Below are 19,674 nucleotides of genomic sequence, written 5' to 3'. Positions count from 1 at the left end.
CCAAGCCCAATTAAGTTAGCTATCCGCAGGAATTTGGACACATGAGCAACAACGCTTTTTCCTTAAAAAGCCAAATGATCCCTCTTACCGTGATCGAATTAACCACGCTGGACAATGCCATTTTTGATCAGCAATTGACTGAAAAAGTACAAGCGAGCCCAGCCTTGTTTGACCGAATGCCTGCTATTTTGGGTTTGGAAGCCTTTGAAACAGCGGATGAATCCGCCATTCAAAAGTTGCTTTTCACCATCCGAAAACACAATATTTTACCGGTTGCAATTAAAGGTGCTGAGCCTTTAAAAGAACTTGCTCAACGATTAGACCTTGCCTGGATTCCTCCTGGACGAAATAAGCTCCAGAAAAAAGCCCAACAAGCCAAAGAAGGCATCGAAGCGGTCAATGAGACAAGTGCTTCAGCGAGTGAAGATCCATTATCACAGGAAGCCATCCCGGATACCGCTATATCAGCTGAACCGCAACAATTAGAGCTGACCGAAGCTGAAAGCTCTACCACCACTTTATTACAAGAACAAAACACGAACGCTGTCGAAGCACACCATTCGTCGGAAGAAAGTAATAGAAGTGACGCTGCTGCACTCACGGTGAAGGCAAAAATCGTCGCGACACCAGTCCGCTCTGGCCAGCAAATTTATGCGAAAGGCAGTGATTTGATTGTGCTTGCACAGGTCGGCCAAGGAGCCGAAGTCATCGCCGATGGTAACATTCACATTTACGGAACCTTGAGAGGCCGTGCTATCGCTGGTGCCAGCGGAAATTCAGAGGCAAGAATCTTCTGCCAATCATTGCAAGCCGAACTGATTTCAATCGCTGGTGTTTATCAAGTAAGTGATGATCTTCCTGCCGACAGAATCGGCCAAAGCAGCCAGATTGAGCTCAAGGAAAACCACTTGCATATAGATACGCTTTAACCAATAATCGCCGAAAGACTCTCACGCCCGCAGGGATAGAACTAAAAGAACAGGACTGACATGGCCAAGATTATCGTTGTCACCTCAGGTAAAGGAGGTGTTGGTAAAACCACCTCTAGTGCTGCTATCAGTACAGGTCTCGCACTTCGCGGACACAAAACCGTTGTTATTGATTTTGATGTAGGTCTTCGTAACCTAGACCTTATTATGAACTGTGAACGTCGAGTTGTTTTCGACTTTGTTCAAGTCATTAACAAAGAAGCCACACTGAAACAGGCTTTGATCAAAGACAAACGCTGCGACAACCTTTTCATCCTTGCGGCTTCTCAGACCCGTGACAAAGATGCTCTGAATAAAGAAGCGGTGGGTGAAGTTCTTGAAGAACTTTCCAAAGAGTTTGATTACATCATTTGTGATTCACCTGCCGGTATTGAGCATGGTGCGTTAATGGCGCTGTATTTTGCAGACGAAGCCATCATCGTAACCAACCCGGAAGTCTCTTCGGTTCGTGACTCTGATCGCATCATTGGTATTCTGCAAAGCCGTTCTCGCAAAGCCGAAGCTGGAGAAACAGTAAAAGAACACCTTCTTGTTACTCGCTATAATCCAAAGCGCGTTGAAAAAGGCGAAATGCTGTCGGTTGAAGATGTGGAAGAAATCCTGGCAGTACCTCTGTTGGGTGTGATTCCTGAATCAGAATCTGTGATCAAAAACTCAAACCAAGGCACACCCGTGATCCTTGATGATGACAGTGATGCAGGACAAGCATACCGTGACATGGTCGCTCGCCTTCTTGGGGAACAGGTTGAATATCGTTTCCTTGAAGCCGAAAAGAAAGGCTTTTTGAAGAGAATGTTTGGTGGCTAAGAAATGAGTATTTTTAGCTACTTCAAAAAAGACCAAAAGGCGTCAGCATCCATTGCCAAAGAACGCCTGCAAATTATCGTCGCTCATGAACGATCTGCTCGCCATCAGCCGGACTATTTACCTGCGATGCAGCAAGAGATCTTAGCGGTTATTCGAAAGTATGTCTCAATTGCTGACGACGATGTTCAAGTCCAACTAGAGAACTCAGATGATTGTTCAATCTTAGAACTAAACATCACCCTACCAGAAAAGTAAGTACCCACTTATTTATAGATCTGGCTAAAGCGCGATTCGGGTCGCGCTTTTTTATGCCTATCGAAACGATGCCAGCAACTTGATGCGAGCAGACAGATCGAATACCTGGCCGCTCTTATGAATCCACATACTTACCATTTCGCGTAATGGTCTTCGGCGTAGCCAGGCACGTTTTTAAAGACCACTGGATTACCCTCATCATCCAAAATCGAACCAGAATAGTGACCGAACATCTGTTTGAAGTTTGATGCAAGTAAGCCAACATTCAGTTTTTCCGAGCGACAACCTTGTGAGTGAAATTCCAATGTCACTCGGCCACATTCAGAAACCACCCGCCAAGGCCGTTCCATATGATTGCGATCGAACTCAAAACGAACCCCACCTAGCTTATGAAGCTTGCCATCGACCCATAAACCATTTTCTGTGGTTCCGGTTTCATTCACCCCTGACGCAAGATTTAATCCAATGGTTCGATCCAGTTCATCACGTCCTGAAAAACACGCCCAGTTCCAGGCCGTCTCCCGGCGCATGTAGCCACATGACCAATCTACGCTACCCAGTGCATTCATGGCTTTTAAATCAAAGTTTTGCCCTTTGATTGAAATATGCCCATTGGCTTCCAGACCTGCTGTTTTTTGTGTGTATACCCAACCGGTATAACCCGCTTGAGAACAGACTCTCAACGGTTCGTAGTTCTGACCTTGATGCAATGAAAAATCTACTTGCACCTGTTTGGAGTTCAAACGAACCCGGGTTGTTGGTCCAGACTGCTCAATGCTGGCTTTGGTCCCCATAAAAGAAAAATGAGAGTTTGCTTCATCGGGGGAAGAGGATAATCGCGCACCTAACCCGAACGGACTGATGACACTCTTCTCTATCAATAACCCCTGCTCTTTTGTCCAGACATAAAAAAAGCAATTACTGACCAACTTCAAATCCACAATGGCCAACCCAGCCATGAAATCTTCCGTCAAGACACCAATAAAATGAAACTGATTAAATTTCCGTTTTTTACTGGATACACTTAATTGCTTATCCATCGTCGTTGTTAAAGGGAAATCCAGATAATTAACCTCACTCACCGGCTCTTTAATCCAACCATATTGAGGCTTTCCGTTTGCATTAATTAATTTATTCATTCCTTTCCCTACAACCAATTCCACCATAAGCAGATGACCAAAAAATCTGCCTACTACCCTAATCAATACTTGCTGCAATTGCTATGTCTTAACTAACTATCTAGGATGGGTAATATTCCAAATATGGACAATATCCTAAAGGATTGAAATGATCAGAATGCGCAAAATTCCTTACCTAGTTTCTTTACTATCCTGCACCGCCTTAGCGTCAATTTGCCAAGGGGCAGATCTAAACCCAATCAACAGCCGCTTTTCGTCGCCCATTGAGGGGCTCTTTAATATTCCTGGAATGTCTGAAATTCAATTACTTTCATCTGGCCAGCAAAAGGCAGGAGTAAAAGCCGAAGTTGTAAGTAATGCCGTCACGATGAATGACGGCGCCGAAATCGTTCGCTTTGATGGTGAAACATGGCGCCTGACTCCTACTTGGTCCATGGGCTTTGATGACGGCTGGCAAGTATCAGCTGAACTACCCCTGATACGGCACTCCAGTGGTTTTCTAGATAACGCCATTGATAAATGGCATGAAATCTTTAACTTCAGGGAAGGCAGTCGTGATGATTTCCCAAGAAATGAATTGGTTTATGGATACCAAAACGACAACTCAGTCGATTATTTGATCACCAGCAGTGAAAACGGCGTAGGAGATCTCAGACTGCAACTCAGCAAATCCTTTGCAGATGAACTTCCCTTTGTCCTTCACTTCTATTTAAAAGCGCCAACCGGTGACGAAGATAAACTCATGGGAAGTGGCAGCTGGGATCTTGGCACCAGCCTCAGTTACATTAAGCCTCAATTATTTGATATTGAATCATTATCCCTCGCTGCAGAAGTCGGGCAACACTATTTGGGCGAGACAGATCAGGTACGAAACCAAAAGCAGCATCTAACCACCCTACATGCAGGGCTATTTTGGGAAGCCTTCTCTGGCTTTACACTGAAAAGCCAATTAGAGAGCCACAGCAAGCTCGCCGAGAGTAGTGTCGAACCCGCTGAGAGTGAGGCTCTACAGCTAACCCTTGGCGCATCTATAACGGCAATGGAATCACAACAATGGGATATCGCATTTTCCGAAGACGTTAAAACCGACTCAACTGCGGATGTTACCTTCTTTGTCGAGTGGAGTTACCGATACTAATAACGCTCTAAACCTATAAATTTCGATATTCCCCTTCTCTTTGGTCAGCTTTCTTACAGCTGACCTCAAAAATCCCATGACATGGATCAATAACCACATCAAATATACCCATTTGTGATAAAGGGGCATTCATCAAATTGATTCATATCAATAATCCGGTTTCATCTGCTCATAAACTACGCCTAACAAATTAAAACCAACTAAAAAAAGTGCTCTGCGATCTTGGAGAAACCTATGAAAATGAACAAGTTAAGCTCCGCTATATTGGCTGCGACATTAACACTAACTGGTGCAACAGCGACTTATGCACACGAAGCTGGCGATATTATCGTCCGTGCAGGTTTTGCTAACGTTGACCCAAAAGATGCAACAACTAATGATATTGATGAAGTATCGGCACTTGGTGCAAATTCAAACATCGCAGCAGATGGGGACACACAACTAGGTTTAAACTTTGTTTACATGCTTTCAGACAACATTGGCGTAGAACTACTAGCTGCCACACCATTTGAGCATGACATCCAAGTGTCGCTAGCTAATACCGGAACTGCACTAGATGGCACACATAACGTGGGCTCAACTAAACATCTACCGCCAACCCTTTCTTTACAGTACTACTTGTTTGATAAAGACGCATCTTTCAGACCTTACGTAGGCGCAGGTATTAACTACACTTGGTTCTTCGATGAATCAGATGGCACTAATTTCGACGACCTAGATCTGGACGACTCAATTGGACTAGCATTCCAAGCAGGTGTGGACGTAATGTTGACAGACAATCTGCTTTTTAACGCCTCTGTATATCACATCGATATTGATACAGAAGCTACTGTTAAGCTTGATCAATCATTACCTTTAGGTGGTGAAGAACTACACGCTGATGTAGATATCGATCCTATGGTTTACATGGTAAGCCTTGGCTACAAGCTGTAAGCCAATTGATTAAAGAACCATACCCAAAAATCAAAAAAAACCGGTTCATTTGAACCGGTTTTTTTATGCGTTATTCAGAAGTATTGGCAGGTGCTTTGGGCAACACTTTATGCAATAACAAAAAGCCCACTACCGACGACAATAAGGAGCCAAACAAGATTCCTAACCGATCATCCATACTCTCACCAGTCTGTTCAAAGGCCAAAGATCCAATAAATAAACTCATGGTAAAACCAATACCACATAAAATTGCAACGCCATAGAGCTGAGCCCAGTTGATACTGCTTGGTAATTTTGCCAACCCTAACTTAATCACTAACCAGGCAAAGCCAAATACACCTAGCTGTTTACCTAAGAACAGGCCCATTGCGATACCTATAGGCAGCGGATCAAGGAAACGCTCGAGAGACATGCCTCGTAAATCAACGCCGGCATTAGCAAAGGCAAAGATAGGAACGATCACAAAAGCGACAGAAGAATGAAGATCATGTTCAAGCTGACGCGCAGGTGATTCTCCATGTTCATTTTTCAGTTTAAGAGGAATGAAAAACGCCAAAACAACACCGGCCAAAGTAGCATGTACACCCGACTTCAATACAGATACCCAGAGCACCAAACCAACAAGTAAATAAGGTGCAATCTTAACCACTCCACGCTTATTCAATACCGCAAGAAACGCTATGGAAAGCCCTGCGACAACCAAAGATTCAATAGACAAATCACTGGTGTAGAAGATTGCAATGATGATGATAGCGCCAATGTCATCAATAATCGCTAATGAGACCAAAAAGACCTTAAGAGCAACCGGAACACGACTCCCCAACATTGCCAAAATACCTAAGGCAAAAGCGATATCTGTAGCTGCTGGGATCGCCCAACCCGTGATGGCCTGTTCATCACCCCAGTTAAAGAACACATAAATCAGCGCAGGCACCAACATACCGCCAACCGCACCAGCAGCAGGCAGAATAATTTGTTTAGGATCCGACAACTCACCTTCAACAAGCTCGCGCTTTAGCTCCAAACCGATAAGGAAAAAGAACACCGCCATTAAGCCGTCATTAATCCATAACAACAAAGGCTTATTAATTGCCAAAGCCCCAATATGCACGCCCATTTGAGTGGAGAGAAAGAGCTCGTAGTACTGATCTAATGGCGTATTAGCAAAAACTAACGCCACGGCAGTTGCAAGGATAAGTAATATTCCTGAAGCAGACTCCAACTTGAGAAAATCCTTTATCATGCTTTGTATCATTGAGTTTATACCCTTTTGATAAGACAGAAAGAGAGTTTTATATATCGTCTGACGATATATATGAAAATTGATAGCCAGAATTACTATAGATTACTGTACATAGACATCGACCGGACTAGACCAAGTCGACTAATTGACCGCTCACCTGACGCAGTCTCTGACTCATAAGGCTTGATATTTTCCATAAAATTTTAAACGCAAGATGTGACTGGCGCTCACTCATTGCCATAAATTTTTCCTTTGTAAGAAGAAGACAAGTGCAACTGGAGTCCGCAACTACCTCAGCCGATCGAGGTTGCCCGTCGATCAAACTCATCTCACCAAATGTCTGAGGACTTTTAACCTTAGCAATCGACTTCTTCTGATTATTCAAGGTCGATTTAAGAATCTCTACCCTGCCTTCGACCAGAATAGCCATGGTTTGGTTCGATTCCCCCTCAGCAAACAATACAGTATGAGGCTTCACTTTATAGGCCTGAATGAACTTCCCCAAGGTTACAAGTTCACTCCATGAAAGATCATTTCCCCAAGATGTTTTATCCAACATTTGAGCAAGTTCATCCGGATTCAACTGAAGTCGCTCAACATTTTTCTCTTTGGGGAGCATAAAACATCCTCGATAACATCATTAACATAAATTTTCTAGATACAGGTAGGTTAAATAAAACCGAACATACCCGCTCTATGATATTATAAGAAATCTTCAAAATCTCGATATTCCATAATATCAGTTGCAGTCTTTAATCGGTTATCCCTAAGGTTCAGATCCTAGACTTGATCGCTTATCTGAGAGCTTCAATAGAACTATGTCATCCACCACACTTAAATGCCCTATTTGTGCACACTCCTTACAGAATGATCAAAAGAACTTATCATGCGTAAATCGACACAGTTTCGATCAAGCGAAACAAGGATATTTCAACCTACTAATGTCGAACAAAAAACGCTCTAAAAGCCCAGGCGACAATATCGAAATGGTTCTCGCCCGACAAACCTTCCTGAATACAGGGATTTACCAACCCATTTCAGAAGCACTGAATGAAACCTGTAGCCAATGGATTACTGAGCACGCCTCAACATTAGAAGATCCCATCAGAATTCTCGACTTAGGTTGTGGTGAAGGTTATTACACCGAGCGACTCTACAACGCGTTACATCCCCAATCCATCGAATTGATTGGCCTGGATATATCGAAAGACGCAGTTCGATACGCAGCCAAACGAAACAAACAAGTCACATGGCTGGTTGCTTCAGGGGCAGAAATTCCCGTAATGCCACGCTCACAGGATCTTATAGTATGTCTGTTTACACGTCTGATGCCGGAAGGAATTGCGCCAGCATTGTCTCGCCAAGGTACATTAATTACCGTAACCACGGGTAAACAACACCTCATAGAGATGCGTGAAATCCTGTATCCTTCCATCAAAGATCAAGTGTTGGATCCACAAGTGCCTTTGGCAAGTCACTTCAAACTCGATCAACAACAAGCCTTCCAGGCAAAACATACATTAACGTCAAGCCAACAAATCCAAGACCTATTGGCAATGACGCCTCATCAATGGCGTGCACCTGCCGTTGGCCGAGAAAAACTGCTATCCCTCGATTCGCTGACAATCACCATTGATGTCAACATCTCATGCTTTAGTTTGAAAGAAGACCAGATCAGCCCGGAGTCACTATGATAAAAGCGCAACCACTGTCAAACATCCCGAAGTCCTCTGAACCCTGCCCTTGTGGTAGCAATAAGGCCTACAGTCTGTGTTGTGCGCCGTACATTAACGGAACGAAGCCGGCAACCACAGCCAAAGCATTGATGAAAAGCCGCTATACCGCTTATTTCATCAAAGATGAACACTATTTATTCAATACCTGGCACCCTAGCAGTCGCCCCGCACGATTAGACCTTGCCAAAGATCAAACCCAGTGGCAACAGCTGAAAATTTTAAATACAAAACGAGGAAAAGTGACGGATAAAAAAGGCTGGGTAAGCTTTGCGGCATTCTATCTTGATGAGCAAGGAAATCCCGGGGTGTTAAAAGAAGAGTCCATGTTCGTGCGTGAAGCGGGCTGCTGGCTGTATCACTCCGGCACTTTTATCGACTAGAACCTAATTCGGCCTATTGCCAAATTTGAGACACAAAAAAGGAGCCAATTCAGGCTCCTTTTTTATTCGACCAGATCGATTAACGTACACCCGCTCGACGTAGGGCTGATGGCGTGTAATCTTTCTTAGAACTACGGTAATCAAAGTTATACCCTTCGGTTTCGTTCACCATACCGAATGTGTAGTAACGACCGTTGTTCAAGTCATACAAAGCTTCCATTGCATACCAAGGAATCTTTACATCATAGAACTGTGCACTGTGTGCTTCGGCAATACGCCATAGTTGTCCACGTGCATCGTAGTGATCAATATAAACCACTGAGTAAGAATCTTCGTCAAAGTAGAAAGTACGCTTCGCATAAATATTACGAACACCGTCTTTCAACGTCGCCTCAACAACCCAAACACGATGCAATTCATAACGTGCAAAGTCTTGGTTAATATGGCCTGCCTTAATGATGTCATTCAGAGCAACAGATTTATCCATCAACTTATACGAGTTGTATGGGATATAAATTTCTTTCTTACCCTTTAAATCCCAAGTGTACTGATCCGGAGAACCATTGAACATGTCATAGTTATCGGCAGTACGCTGACCATCTGACGCAGTACCTGGACCATCATAAGCAACTTGAGGTGCACGACGAACACGACGCTGACCCGCGTTATAAACCCAAGCACGACGAGGTTCTTTTACTTGGTTAATGGTTTCCTGTACCAACAATACATTACCGCCCAAACGTGCTGGCGACTTAATGATTTGTTTGAAATAGAAAAGGCTGTTTTCAGAAGGATCACCAATGAACTTCAATTCATCAGTCAGTACGATCGGATTAAAAGAGCCGTTCGCATTGGGAACAACCTGAGCCACCGTACGTTGAATATCACGAGAACGGAAACGAGTTACGTGGTTCCAAACCAACTCAACGCCAGTCTTAGGAATCGCGAAAGGAACTGTTTCATCGTACTTATCGATTCCGTTACCGCTATCAACTAACTCAGCCGTTGTTGCATTCGCTTTCGCTTTTTCATAAACGAAATCTGGGTATGCTGCAGTACGACGTGTCTGATACACAGGCATTTTGAATGTTTCAGGATAACGCTGGAACATTGCTTTCTGACCTTCAGTTAATTGGTCAGCGTATTTTTGATAATTCTGAGCAGTGATCACTCGAACAGGTTCATCACTTGCAAAAGGATTAATGTATCCTTCAGCACTTTTATAACCACCAGGTCCCTCGGTCAATCCACCTGTCCATGCTGGAATTGTTCCTGTTGCGTTACCCGCTTTTTCAGCACCAATTGGAGTCAACTCTTGACCAAGCTTTGACGCTTCTTGCGGACTAACTGCAGCTACTGCAACACTCGTAGACACAGATAACACTGCGGCAAGTATTGTTTTATAAGAAAATGACATCGTTTACCTTCCAGACCTTTTGAATGAAAATTGAATTGCATTCCAATCGCAATCAAGCAATTCCATCTAATATATGCCAGCGGGCGCCATTATACATAAATAGGCGACAGCCACTCAAAACGTGATGTAACGTTTTGTAACATAACAATCAAAAGTACTCACTTAGATACAAAAAAGCTCACGCCGAGGCATGAGCTTTTAATAATAGTGCAATATAACCAAGTGTTTGAATCAGAATTGAAAATCCATAACTTGGTATGAAGGGTTAACCTTCCAGATTATCCAGATAGCGCTCTGCGTCCAACGCCGCCATACAGCCAGTACCTGCAGAAGTAATCGCCTGACGATAGATATGATCCATTACGTCGCCCGCCGCAAATACACCAGGAATGCTGGTTTGGGTTGCATTCCCTTCAGATCCGCTTTGAACCTTAAGGTAACCACCCGCCATTTCTAGCTGACCTTCAAACAAACTGGTATTAGGTTGGTGACCAATGGCAATGAACACACCATCAACAGACAACTCTTCAGTCTCACCCGTTTGGTTGTTACGAATACGGACACCAGTAACACCAGCATCATCACCCAACACCTCTTCAAGCTCAGAATACCACTTGATATTGATGTTGCCGTTCTCCGCACGTTCACGGATTTTATCCTGAAGAATTTTCTCAGAGCGGAATGAATCACGACGGTGAATTACTGTCACTTCAGAAGCAATGTTTGAAAGGTACAGTGCTTCTTCAACCGCTGTGTTACCACCACCAACAACTACCACGGGTTTGTTACGATAGAAGAATCCATCACACGTTGCACAGGCCGATACACCACGACCAGAAAACGCTTCCTCGCTCTCAAGGCCCAAGTACTTGGCGCTTGCACCCGTACAAATGATCAAAGCGTCACATGTGTAAACACCGTTATCCCCTTCCAGGCGGAAAGGCTTTTCTTTCAAATTAGCCGTATGAATTTGATCGAAAATAATCTCAGTCTCAAAACGCTCTGCGTGCTGTTGCATACGAGCCATTAGATCCGGCCCCTGAACACCGTCGTGATCACCAGGCCAGTTATCCACATCGGTGGTTTGTGTTAGCTGTCCACCCATTTGCATGCCGGTTACAAGAACCGGATTCAAATTTGCACGAGCAGCATATACAGCAGCGGTATAGCCTGCTGGTCCAGAACCTAAGATTAATAATTTAGAGTGCTTCACTTCGCTCATTGTTCGGGCCTATTTATAGCATGATAAAAATTGTCGGCTAGTGTAATAAATGTCACCGATAAATTGTATTAAAAAGAATTAATTACTCTGATTAATATAATTAATACTGTTAACACCGTCTGCGCTAAATTATGGACATGGATTACTGTTTTCAGCATGTAAGGCGTTAATATCTGCCAACAGTTCCTGCGACAAAGTCACATCCATACTCGCAATATTCTCTTTTAACTGAGCCATTGACGTCGCACCAATGATATTCGATGTTACAAAATCCCGACTCGTAACAAACGCCAAGGCCATATGTACCGGAGAAATCCCATGCTTTTTAGCAATATCAACATAGCCTTGAGTTGCGGTTTCTGCCTGGCTGCTCGCATAACGGGTAAAACGATCAAACAAGGTTAATCTCGCTTTTTCAGGCCGTTGACCGTTCAGATACTTACCGCTCAACACACCAAAAGCCAATGGGGAATAAGCTAGTAATCCAGCTTTCTCGCGTATCGACACTTCTGCCATCCCCACCTCATAACTCCGATTCAGCAAGTTATATGGATTCTGAACACTCATGATGCGAGGAAGATCAAACTGTTCTGCCGCCTTTAAGAAAGACATCACGCCCCAAGGCGTTTCATTTGAGAGACCGATATAACGAATCTTGCCTGCTTTCACAGCAGACTCTAAAGCACGCAACGTCTCTTCAATGGGAGTACGCTGCTCGTTACTGTCGTGCTGATACCCTAACTGCCCAAAGAAATTGGTATTCCTGTCAGGCCAATGCAGTTGATACAAGTCGATGTAATCGGTTTGAAGTCTCTTGAGGCTGCCATTAATCGCTTCTTCAATATGAGTCTGATTAAAGCGTGAACCGCCCCGAATATAAGTCAGCCAATCAGCAGGGCCTGCTATTTTAGAAGCGATGATCAGTTGATCCCTATCTTTGCGACCAGCCAACCATTGACCAATAATACGTTCCGTATCACCTTGCGTTGAAGCCATTGGTGGCACAGGATACATTTCAGCAGTATCAATAAAGTTAATCCCCTGAGATACGGCATAAGCCAGCTGTTCAAAGGCTTCTTCCGCTGTATTTTGTTCGCCAAAGGTCATGGTTCCCAAACACAATGCACTGACCTTTAACTGAGTATTACCTAACTGTCGATATTCCATAATCGTTCCTTAATCCTCTTGAATTTAACAGGTCAAAAGTACTTCACTTTATTATTCACTCCCAGACACGATAAAATACGCAGGAAATCAATCATTCACAAGCAAGTACACTTCATAACTGTCTTGCTTTCTTTCATCATTACTAGCTAGAAGTACTCATAACCATGGCAAACATTACCGTTGTTTATGGATCGGTTCGAGGCAATGCCAAAACCGTTGCAGAAACCGCCACTCAACTCCTCAATACACTGGGTCACAAAGCCGAACTTGTTGAAAACCCAACTGCAGCGTTGTTGCAATCCCCAGAAATGGACGCCCTATTAATCTGCACATCCACAACAGGCCAAGGTGATATCCCCCAGAATCTAGTGGGTTTGTATATCGACATCCAGGATAAGTTCCCAATGATGACCAACAAAAAAGCGGGCATCATTGCGCTGGGCGACAGTTCCTATCCTAACTTTTGTGGTGCGGGTGAAAAATTTGAAGAGCTAATGTACGAGCTTCAGTGCGGTTCGGTCAGTCGTGTGACGGTCGATGCAACAGAGACAACTCAGCCGATGGCAGATGCAGAGCCTTGGCTTAAAGAGTGGGCAACAACTCTGTAAATAAGCTGATTTCAGCCATACAAAAAAAAGCCACTAAAGATAACTCTTCAGTGGCTTTTTGACGTTTGCGTCGACTAAACGTTATTCAGACAAATATTAGTCCAGAATAATTTTCTGCTTATTGATCAAGTAACCGGCTTTAAGATTCGCTTGTTTTGCTGTCTGGCTCTCCGGAAACTCACGCTGAATTCTTACAAAATACTCAAGCGCCTTTTCTTCACTCCCTTGAGCATTGTATGGGCTCATGTACATCAAACCGATCTGATACAAAGACCCAGCTTTCAACTCATTTGTGGAGCCTTTATTTTCATACATCAAGGTATAGAGCAAGATGGCTTCCTGAACTCGATCAGTACTGATCGCTCGTGCAGTAAAGTCCTTCATTTCATCATCATGAGGAATCACTTTCGGAGGCAACTTCGGCTGCTTCTTCCAATTCATTAAATGCTGATCGGCCGACAAAATTACTACATTGCTCTTACGTTGCTCAATTTTGGCCAAACGATCATCAATGCGCTTATTTAATGGCTCAATATTAAACTCGTCTTTTGCTTTCTTTAGATAAGTAACCGCTTTCTCATCATCACGAGCACGGTTGTAGTGGTTCATATATAGCAAACCGATTTGATATAAAGCGATCGCTCGAATAGGGTCAGAATTCTTAGGGTTGTTATAACCTTCCAGGTAGGTTTCTACTGCTTTTTCGGTTTTATCTTTAGAAATAGCTTCAACAGAGAAGGTCAGTAAATCACTTTCCTCATGCAAAGCGGCATGAGCACGCATTGCAATGTTCTCTTTATTCATTGCCAGTTTGTGACCGCCAAGGCCGGCAACCGTCAGACCAGTACCTGGACCAGGTAAACAAGCCTGCAAAGACACCGTAAGCAGACCTATACCCAACAAAGATGCCGCTTTTTTTAATAAAGGGGCTTTGCGTAACATGAGAGCGTTCCTTTTCGATCAAATATTCTTGTTATTATTGGAGCGAATCAGTTGGAAAACTAAAGACGTACTAACTGACTACGACACGATCCATATGGTTATCCCAGCGAGTATCGCTTACAAGCTCATCCCGCTCAAGTGTCAAAACGCCATTATTTGATGATAAACACACAATCTGGCCCGTCCCCGTGCTGACCAAATACCGACCCAAATCATCAGTACATGCGCCACCAGGATCTGGAAGTTTGAATTGACTCAACCATTTCCCTTGGGTTAATGAAAACAAATGAACCAGATTTGAACGAGGGCAAGTCACCAGAACTTCACTGCCATCTTCATTGATTTGAACACTGGCAATGTATTGATTCATCGACTGCCAGACAGACTCCGGTGCATCAAAGGGTTTCAACCCTTGATCAACTTGGTAATGATATACCAGCGGGAATTGCTCATATTTAGGCCCTTGATATTGAGCTGCAATCACCACTTGATCACGCACTGCGGCGACATCCAAGTGTCGTAAACTCAACTGAGGGTCTAACGGCTTATCACGATCTATAATTTGCTGAGCCTTGGTATCAACCAGTAAGATCTCAGATTGCATGGTATCCAGATTCAGTTTCTTGCGAGGAAAATCCGGGTGCGTCTCAATGCCCCCCAAACCAATGACGGCAGTTCTGCCATCTTTTAAGAATCGAAACTCATGCGGACCAATCCCCTGAAGATCAATTTCAGCGTCCACGGTTTCTAACCGAGAACCCGATCTCGCCACCAATAAGGAACGGCCATTCACATAGTCATTTTCTGTAAACCAAACTCGATTGTCGGCATCGACAGCCGCATGACCAAAGAAATGTCGGCCTTCAGCCGCAGTCAGCTCAATCACTTGGCGCTTAGTCAAATCCAGAACAACAGCCAGATTACCAGGTCGGCGAGCAACAAAGACTAACTGCTGACTAACAACTCCAGCACCATCAAATCGAGCCACACCACTGTGGTAACGACGACTGACGGCCACTCGCTCCAACCACGTTTTGGCTGAAAGATCATAAGCACCAACGTAATGCTGCCCTTTAAGATCATCAAAGGCAGAAACCAGGATATTCCCCGAGAAAGAAGGTGATGAAACCTTCTGACTGGAAGGCATTACATAAGTCGCGTTTGCTATGGCAGGAGAAGCCGCTAATGCGGCCAATAATTTAACAAATGAACGACGATCCTGACTCATTCTTAATCACCGTCATTTGCATTAAAGCCGAGTACGAAGCCAGTCAATGGCGTGACATCGTTTCTTAGGAAGCTATAAAACTCATGAACCTTTCGATCATAGGCTTTTAAACGATCACGACCCGATGAATCTTTGAGCATCAGCACCATTGGCTGCTCAAACCCAGCAACTTCAGCAATCAACTGATCAAATCCTTGAATCACTTTCGTATTCATCTCAGCGCTCTGTGAAGCGATCGCTTTTTGGAAACCAAGCACGTACAGCTGCTTCAATGATTCCAGCCCATGCTTAATGTTGTTAAAAGAGTGTTCACTTCTCCAGGACTCCGCTTGGGTAGGCTTTGCTTTCTTCGCATGCGGATTGACCGGGCCTTCCAGCTTTCTTAATTGAATAAACTCAATCTCTGATAACAGCGCATTCCAAACAATGGATGCGGAAGACTCAAACTCCTTTGCCTGATCAAGCATATCCACACCTTGCTTGAACGGAGAAATCACCTCTTCTGTTTGCCAAGCCTTACTTAAGGCCAAGGCAGACTTATGTCCATTAGCAATGGCTTGACCAAGTATGATGCATCGGTTTTTCGCCGATTCATCCTGATATTGAGCAAGTTGCCCACCCGAACCACTGAAGAGCAGATATTCACTGCCCGTTAGACCTCTAACAGAAACACCGGACTTATCAACGTCTTCAGTCGACAACTGAGTATTCGCGAGTAATGACTGTACTTTCTTATGGGTAATCCCTTTACGGATAGGCCAGATTTGAATATCAAATCTCGCACTACCAGAAGAGATTGGACCAAAGTGAATCCAGGAGACGCCCATCCAAGCCAATATAGCTTCTTTCCAGGCCGCTTGAACTTGCTGATAACTCGCCTCTGAAGGTTGAGTACAAAAGCCATCGGCCTGTTTACCCAGAGCCTCAAAAGAACTGGCCAAGTGTGCATAACCAGGACGAATAACTTCCTTGGTCACAGTTTCTACCGTTGGTTGCCAATCGCTTGCAGAGACGCCGGAAGATACCAGAGCCAAAAACAAACCTACCTTAGAAATCATCCACTTATACTTTGGCATACATCACCCTAAGATCTTTATTAAAGAGAGTTCAGGAACGTCTCTAATTGTGTTCTTTGTTCTTTAGTCATTTTTAGCACAGTTTGCTTACTTTGCTCGGCTTCACCACCGTGCCATAACACGGCTTCCATAACATTTCGAGCACGACCATCATGAAGAAACTGCGTGTGACCATTAACGGTTTCCGTCATACCAATACCCCACAATGGTGGAGTACGCCATTCATTGCCTTGAGCAAGAAACTCGGTATGACCACCGTCACTCAAGTCATCCCCCATGTCATGCACAAGCATGTCCGTGTAAGGGAAAATCACTTGATTTCTCAGATGCTTATCAACTGTTTTTGCACTACTTGTTTGATAAGCTGGGGTATGACACGCCTGACAACCGGCATCGAAGAATAATGCCTTACCTTTTAGAACCTCAGGTTGATCTGCATCACGACGAACAGGCACGGCCAGGTTCTGACTATAGAAAGCAACCGCATCAAGAATTTCATCACTCACTTCCGGCTCACCATTACGACTGCCCGTTGGAGCCTTCAAACAATCAGCTTGAGCTGCTGTACAGTTTTCAGAAGAAAAGAGCGAAGTGGTCAGCCCCATATCACCGTTAAATGCGCCGGCACCTTGCTGTTTAAGCGACGGCTGACCGGCTTTCCAACCAAAACGTCCCAGTACCAAATCACCGGTTTGTGCATCCACAACCCAGTTAGCTTTACCGGAAACACCATCGTTATTCTTATCGTCAACGTCTTGCTGAGACAAAATATCTTTTGCATCAATCGCTTCAATCAACCCCAAGCCAATCATTGGCGGAGCAACACGTGGCGACATTTTGGTATCAGGATGCAAATCACCATACGCCAGATCTTCCAAAGCGAACGTTGGTTTTCTCAGAGATACGGCTTCACCGTCTGCAAAGGTCACCTGCACTTCTGTCCAGGTCACTGCAATTCGTCCTTCCGGCTTAACGCCAAATACCGCTTGATCCTGAAACTGACCACCGTAATTAGGTTCAGCAATCGATGGTGTTTTACCTTCAGCTAACAGCGCCTGGTGAGCTTCGCTCTGAGGCAAAATGCTCAAACGAATTAGCATCGAATCCGCACGATCTGACGCATCCGTTGGCGCATGACCACGACCATCTTTAATATGACAACTTTGGCAAGCGTTTACGTTGAATAATGATCCCAAGCCATCACGGGCATCCGTAGAGGCAGGCGCAACAACCCAAGGATTTTTAAAGAAACTGTTCCCTACTTTGAAATCAGCTCGTTGAGATCCTTTCAACAAAGTAGATGGTTTTGAGAAGGCATTATTGGTCATGGTTGTTGTAGAGTTATCCCCACCCTGCTGAACTTCACGAGGATCAAACGCTGCACCTACATCTAAAACATCAGCCAAGCTTACTGATGATGCCAAGGCCATCAACGTACCTGAGACCAACCACTTGCTATACGACATACCAACCTTCTCCGTATCATTCGTTCAGGCCGTCTGACAGCCTTACTTTTTGTAGTGTTTTTGCTGCGCGCATACTACACCCACACGCAAAACAAATCAAAATCATTATTATTTGCAATCAAATAAAAAAGGAGGTGCTGATTTACATCAACCCCTCCTTTTCTCAAGCTTCTTTATAAGGAAGAAACAAGACTTTCTACCCTGTACTTACTATCCGGTACTAACTACCCAGTAATTACAGTTCAGTGATTCCGATTTCTTTCGCAGCAGCTTCAGTCACTTCTGTAACTAACAACAAGCTATTAATTGAATCCTGAACGATCTTGTTACCTTCTTTATTACCTGAAGCAATCAATTGGTCGAACGTTTGAGGATTCGTCTCGCTTTCTGCAGAAGTCACCAGACCTTCAACCGCAATTCGAGCCGTTTCGATTTGGGCTTCCAGCTTCTTAGCAACATCAGTATTTTTGCTAGCAATCAATGAATTTACAGACGGACCTTCAACCACATCACCATTTACTCGAACATAACGCCCCAGGTAAACATTCTGAATACCCTTGATGTCGTAGTAGTGAGAGTAATGTGTGTTGTCGCTGAAACAGTCGTGCTCGTCTTCCGGGTCATTCGCCACTAACGCCACACGCATACGCTCACCAGCCAACTCACCACCAGCCAATTCACCAATACCGGTCAATACTTTCTTAATGCCAGTCTGACCTTCAGTGACCAAAGTTGCACGATAGTTTGCGTCTGCCTCTGGGTTCCATTCTGCAACCATAGACTCAAGGTCTTCGATCATCATATCCATAGCTGTCGTCAGGTACTGACCTCGACGCACACAAATCTCAGCGGCTGCTTTCACAGTACCATTCGTACAAGCTTCACCATTTACGTAGTCAGTGAAAGGACGGTTACCGGCACCTGCATTTGTACCGTTTAAATCTTGCCCCCAAAGTAGAAACTCAACAGCATGATATCCACGGGATACGTTAGCTTCACCACCACGAAGTTCATGCAGACTAGCGATCAAAGAAGCCGAAATTTCAGCAGTATCAACTGAGCCATCGTTATCAATATCCAGCGAATTATTGGTAATAACGGAATAAATCGCAGACTGATCTACTTCTTCGCCTTCCTCAAGGTTAGATGCATTTCGGTTATAGCTAGCCGCTACATAGTCGATCAAACCTTCATCCAATGGCCAAGCGTTTAAATCGCCTTCCCAGTCATCAACCACAGAGTTACCAAAACGGAATACTTCACTTTGCTGATAAGGAACACGAGCCGCTTTCCAGGCGTCCTTTGCGTTCTGCAATGTTTCTTCTGAAGGGTTTGCAACCAATGCATCCGTTGCAGACTTCAATGCTTTCGCTGTTTCTAACGAGTCACTGTAGACAGCAAATGCGATATCTGAATAGTTATCTAAAACCGTTTGCTCAGACACGTCTTTGGTTGGAGTACTGTTACAGCCAGTTAAGCTCGCCAGCGCAATGCTTGCACCCAGCAAAAGAGTCTTGTTCATTTTCTAACCTCAGGTAAAAAACGTAATTGACGTTCGGAAACAGTCAATATTCGTTTAATTTTAATAATATTGATTCCTATTTAGATTATCACTTTGTATTTTATTAGGTAAAGTGCTTATTTCATAAAGACACTGGTAGGTAAGCCTGAACAAGCGAACAGCCAAGCTCAGATAAATTTCCTATATCAGCATAGACAGACTTGTGAAGTTTTCTAAAAACCGATAAAGAGCTCTTTTCGCATTTAAACTAAATTCTTATACTTTCTCATTAATCGGTTGATTTACCTTATGTATTTCTATACTAATACTTGGTTCTCAGCACTTTATCGGAAGAATTCTCTAAAACTGTTCTACAGTTAGTATTCGTGTTAAAAACATTAGACGATAAAAAGAGTGAACAACGCCT

The 19,674-nt window shown here is 44.0% G+C and carries 19 protein-coding genes; 8 read left to right on the top strand and 11 right to left on the bottom strand.

The genetic code is table 11. The features are described from left to right. The first annotated feature begins 41 nt into the window (after positions 1-41). Genes minC through minE form a run of 3 tightly spaced genes read left to right on the top strand, consistent with a single transcriptional unit; the run spans position 42 to position 2,051 of the window. A complete protein-coding gene (gene minC / locus QQL66_RS01325; protein WP_284377850.1) occupies positions 42-929 on the top strand; it encodes a septum site-determining protein MinC in 888 nt (295 codons plus the stop codon). Positions 930-989: 60 nt separating this feature from the next. Then, the gene (gene minD, locus QQL66_RS01320) at positions 990-1,796 is read left to right on the top strand and encodes a septum site-determining protein MinD (RefSeq protein WP_284377847.1); all 807 of its coding nucleotides are present in this window, start codon (positions 990-992) and stop codon (positions 1,794-1,796) included. A gap of 3 nt (positions 1,797-1,799) precedes the next feature. Further along, a complete protein-coding gene (gene minE, locus QQL66_RS01315) occupies positions 1,800-2,051 on the top strand; it encodes a cell division topological specificity factor MinE (protein ID WP_284377845.1) in 252 nt (83 codons plus the stop codon). 131 nt (positions 2,052-2,182) lie between these two features. Here minE and QQL66_RS01310 read toward each other — a convergent pair whose 3' ends face one another. Beyond that, positions 2,183-3,190 (bottom strand): DUF2804 domain-containing protein, encoded by a 1,008-nt coding sequence (locus tag QQL66_RS01310; protein ID WP_284377843.1) that lies wholly within the window; start codon positions 3,188-3,190, stop codon positions 2,183-2,185. A gap of 148 nt (positions 3,191-3,338) precedes the next feature. On the opposite strand from QQL66_RS01310, the gene QQL66_RS01305 reads away from it, so the two are divergent. After that, positions 3,339-4,328: a DUF3187 family protein gene (locus QQL66_RS01305; RefSeq protein WP_284377841.1), complete on the top strand. Its 990-nt coding sequence runs from the start codon at positions 3,339-3,341 to the stop codon at positions 4,326-4,328. 234 nt (positions 4,329-4,562) lie between these two features. Then, the gene (locus tag QQL66_RS01300) at positions 4,563-5,261 is read left to right on the top strand and encodes an OmpW/AlkL family protein (RefSeq protein WP_284377839.1); all 699 of its coding nucleotides are present in this window, start codon (positions 4,563-4,565) and stop codon (positions 5,259-5,261) included. 70 nt (positions 5,262-5,331) lie between these two features. On the opposite strand, the gene nhaA is transcribed toward QQL66_RS01300, so the two are convergent. Both nhaA and QQL66_RS01290 read right to left on the bottom strand, forming a co-directional pair. Continuing rightward, positions 5,332-6,516 (bottom strand): Na+/H+ antiporter NhaA, encoded by a 1,185-nt coding sequence (gene nhaA, locus QQL66_RS01295; protein ID WP_284377837.1) that lies wholly within the window; start codon positions 6,514-6,516, stop codon positions 5,332-5,334. A gap of 115 nt (positions 6,517-6,631) precedes the next feature. Continuing rightward, positions 6,632-7,123, bottom strand: coding sequence for a Crp/Fnr family transcriptional regulator (locus QQL66_RS01290; protein WP_284377835.1), 492 nt, complete (start codon positions 7,121-7,123; stop codon positions 6,632-6,634). Between the two features lie 199 nt (positions 7,124-7,322). On the opposite strand from QQL66_RS01290, the gene QQL66_RS01285 reads away from it, so the two are divergent. Both QQL66_RS01285 and QQL66_RS01280 read left to right on the top strand, forming a co-directional pair. Then, complete coding sequence (locus QQL66_RS01285) at positions 7,323-8,198, top strand: putative RNA methyltransferase (protein ID WP_348524826.1); 876 nt, start codon at positions 7,323-7,325, stop codon at positions 8,196-8,198. Beyond that, positions 8,195-8,620, top strand: a complete 426-nt coding sequence (locus QQL66_RS01280; protein ID WP_284377831.1) for a YchJ family protein — start codon at positions 8,195-8,197, stop codon at positions 8,618-8,620. Before QQL66_RS01285 ends, QQL66_RS01280 begins: the two co-directional genes overlap by 4 nt. 79 nt (positions 8,621-8,699) lie before the next feature. Here the strand turns inward: QQL66_RS01280 and QQL66_RS01275 are convergent, their stop codons facing one another. The 3 genes from QQL66_RS01275 to QQL66_RS01265 form a co-directional block, all read right to left on the bottom strand. Beyond that, positions 8,700-10,037 (bottom strand): DUF1329 domain-containing protein, encoded by a 1,338-nt coding sequence (locus QQL66_RS01275; RefSeq protein WP_284377828.1) that lies wholly within the window; start codon positions 10,035-10,037, stop codon positions 8,700-8,702. A gap of 265 nt (positions 10,038-10,302) precedes the next feature. Continuing rightward, positions 10,303-11,259 (bottom strand): thioredoxin-disulfide reductase, encoded by a 957-nt coding sequence (gene trxB, locus QQL66_RS01270; protein WP_284377826.1) that lies wholly within the window; start codon positions 11,257-11,259, stop codon positions 10,303-10,305. A 129-nt stretch (positions 11,260-11,388) separates the two neighbouring features. Continuing rightward, complete coding sequence (locus QQL66_RS01265) at positions 11,389-12,426, bottom strand: NADP(H)-dependent aldo-keto reductase (protein ID WP_284377823.1); 1,038 nt, start codon at positions 12,424-12,426, stop codon at positions 11,389-11,391. 164 nt (positions 12,427-12,590) lie between these two features. On the opposite strand from QQL66_RS01265, the gene QQL66_RS01260 reads away from it, so the two are divergent. Then, positions 12,591-13,034, top strand: a complete 444-nt coding sequence (locus QQL66_RS01260) for a flavodoxin domain-containing protein (protein WP_284377821.1) — start codon at positions 12,591-12,593, stop codon at positions 13,032-13,034. Between the two features lie 96 nt (positions 13,035-13,130). Here QQL66_RS01260 and QQL66_RS01255 read toward each other — a convergent pair whose 3' ends face one another. The 5 genes from QQL66_RS01255 to QQL66_RS01235 form a co-directional block, all read right to left on the bottom strand. After that, a complete protein-coding gene (locus QQL66_RS01255; protein WP_284377819.1) occupies positions 13,131-13,976 on the bottom strand; it encodes a hypothetical protein in 846 nt (281 codons plus the stop codon). Positions 13,977-14,046: 70 nt separating this feature from the next. Beyond that, the gene (locus tag QQL66_RS01250; protein ID WP_284377817.1) at positions 14,047-15,204 is read right to left on the bottom strand and encodes a DUF1513 domain-containing protein; all 1,158 of its coding nucleotides are present in this window, start codon (positions 15,202-15,204) and stop codon (positions 14,047-14,049) included. 2 nt (positions 15,205-15,206) lie between these two features. Further along, positions 15,207-16,280 carry an imelysin family protein gene (locus QQL66_RS01245; RefSeq protein ID WP_284377815.1) on the bottom strand — a complete coding sequence of 358 codons (1,074 nt, stop codon included), beginning with the start codon at positions 16,278-16,280 and terminating at the stop codon, positions 15,207-15,209. A gap of 20 nt (positions 16,281-16,300) precedes the next feature. Further along, positions 16,301-17,746, bottom strand: a complete 1,446-nt coding sequence (locus QQL66_RS01240) for a di-heme oxidoreductase family protein (protein ID WP_284377809.1) — start codon at positions 17,744-17,746, stop codon at positions 16,301-16,303. Between the two features lie 235 nt (positions 17,747-17,981). Further along, positions 17,982-19,268 (bottom strand): imelysin family protein, encoded by a 1,287-nt coding sequence (locus QQL66_RS01235; protein ID WP_284377807.1) that lies wholly within the window; start codon positions 19,266-19,268, stop codon positions 17,982-17,984. Positions 19,269-19,674 lie beyond the last annotated feature (406 nt).

It is taken from the genome of Litoribrevibacter albus (assembly GCF_030159995.1).
Taxonomy (GTDB): domain Bacteria; phylum Pseudomonadota; class Gammaproteobacteria; order Pseudomonadales; family Litoribrevibacteraceae; genus Litoribrevibacter; species Litoribrevibacter albus.
This window is presented reverse-complemented; position numbering and strand designations above follow the sequence as displayed.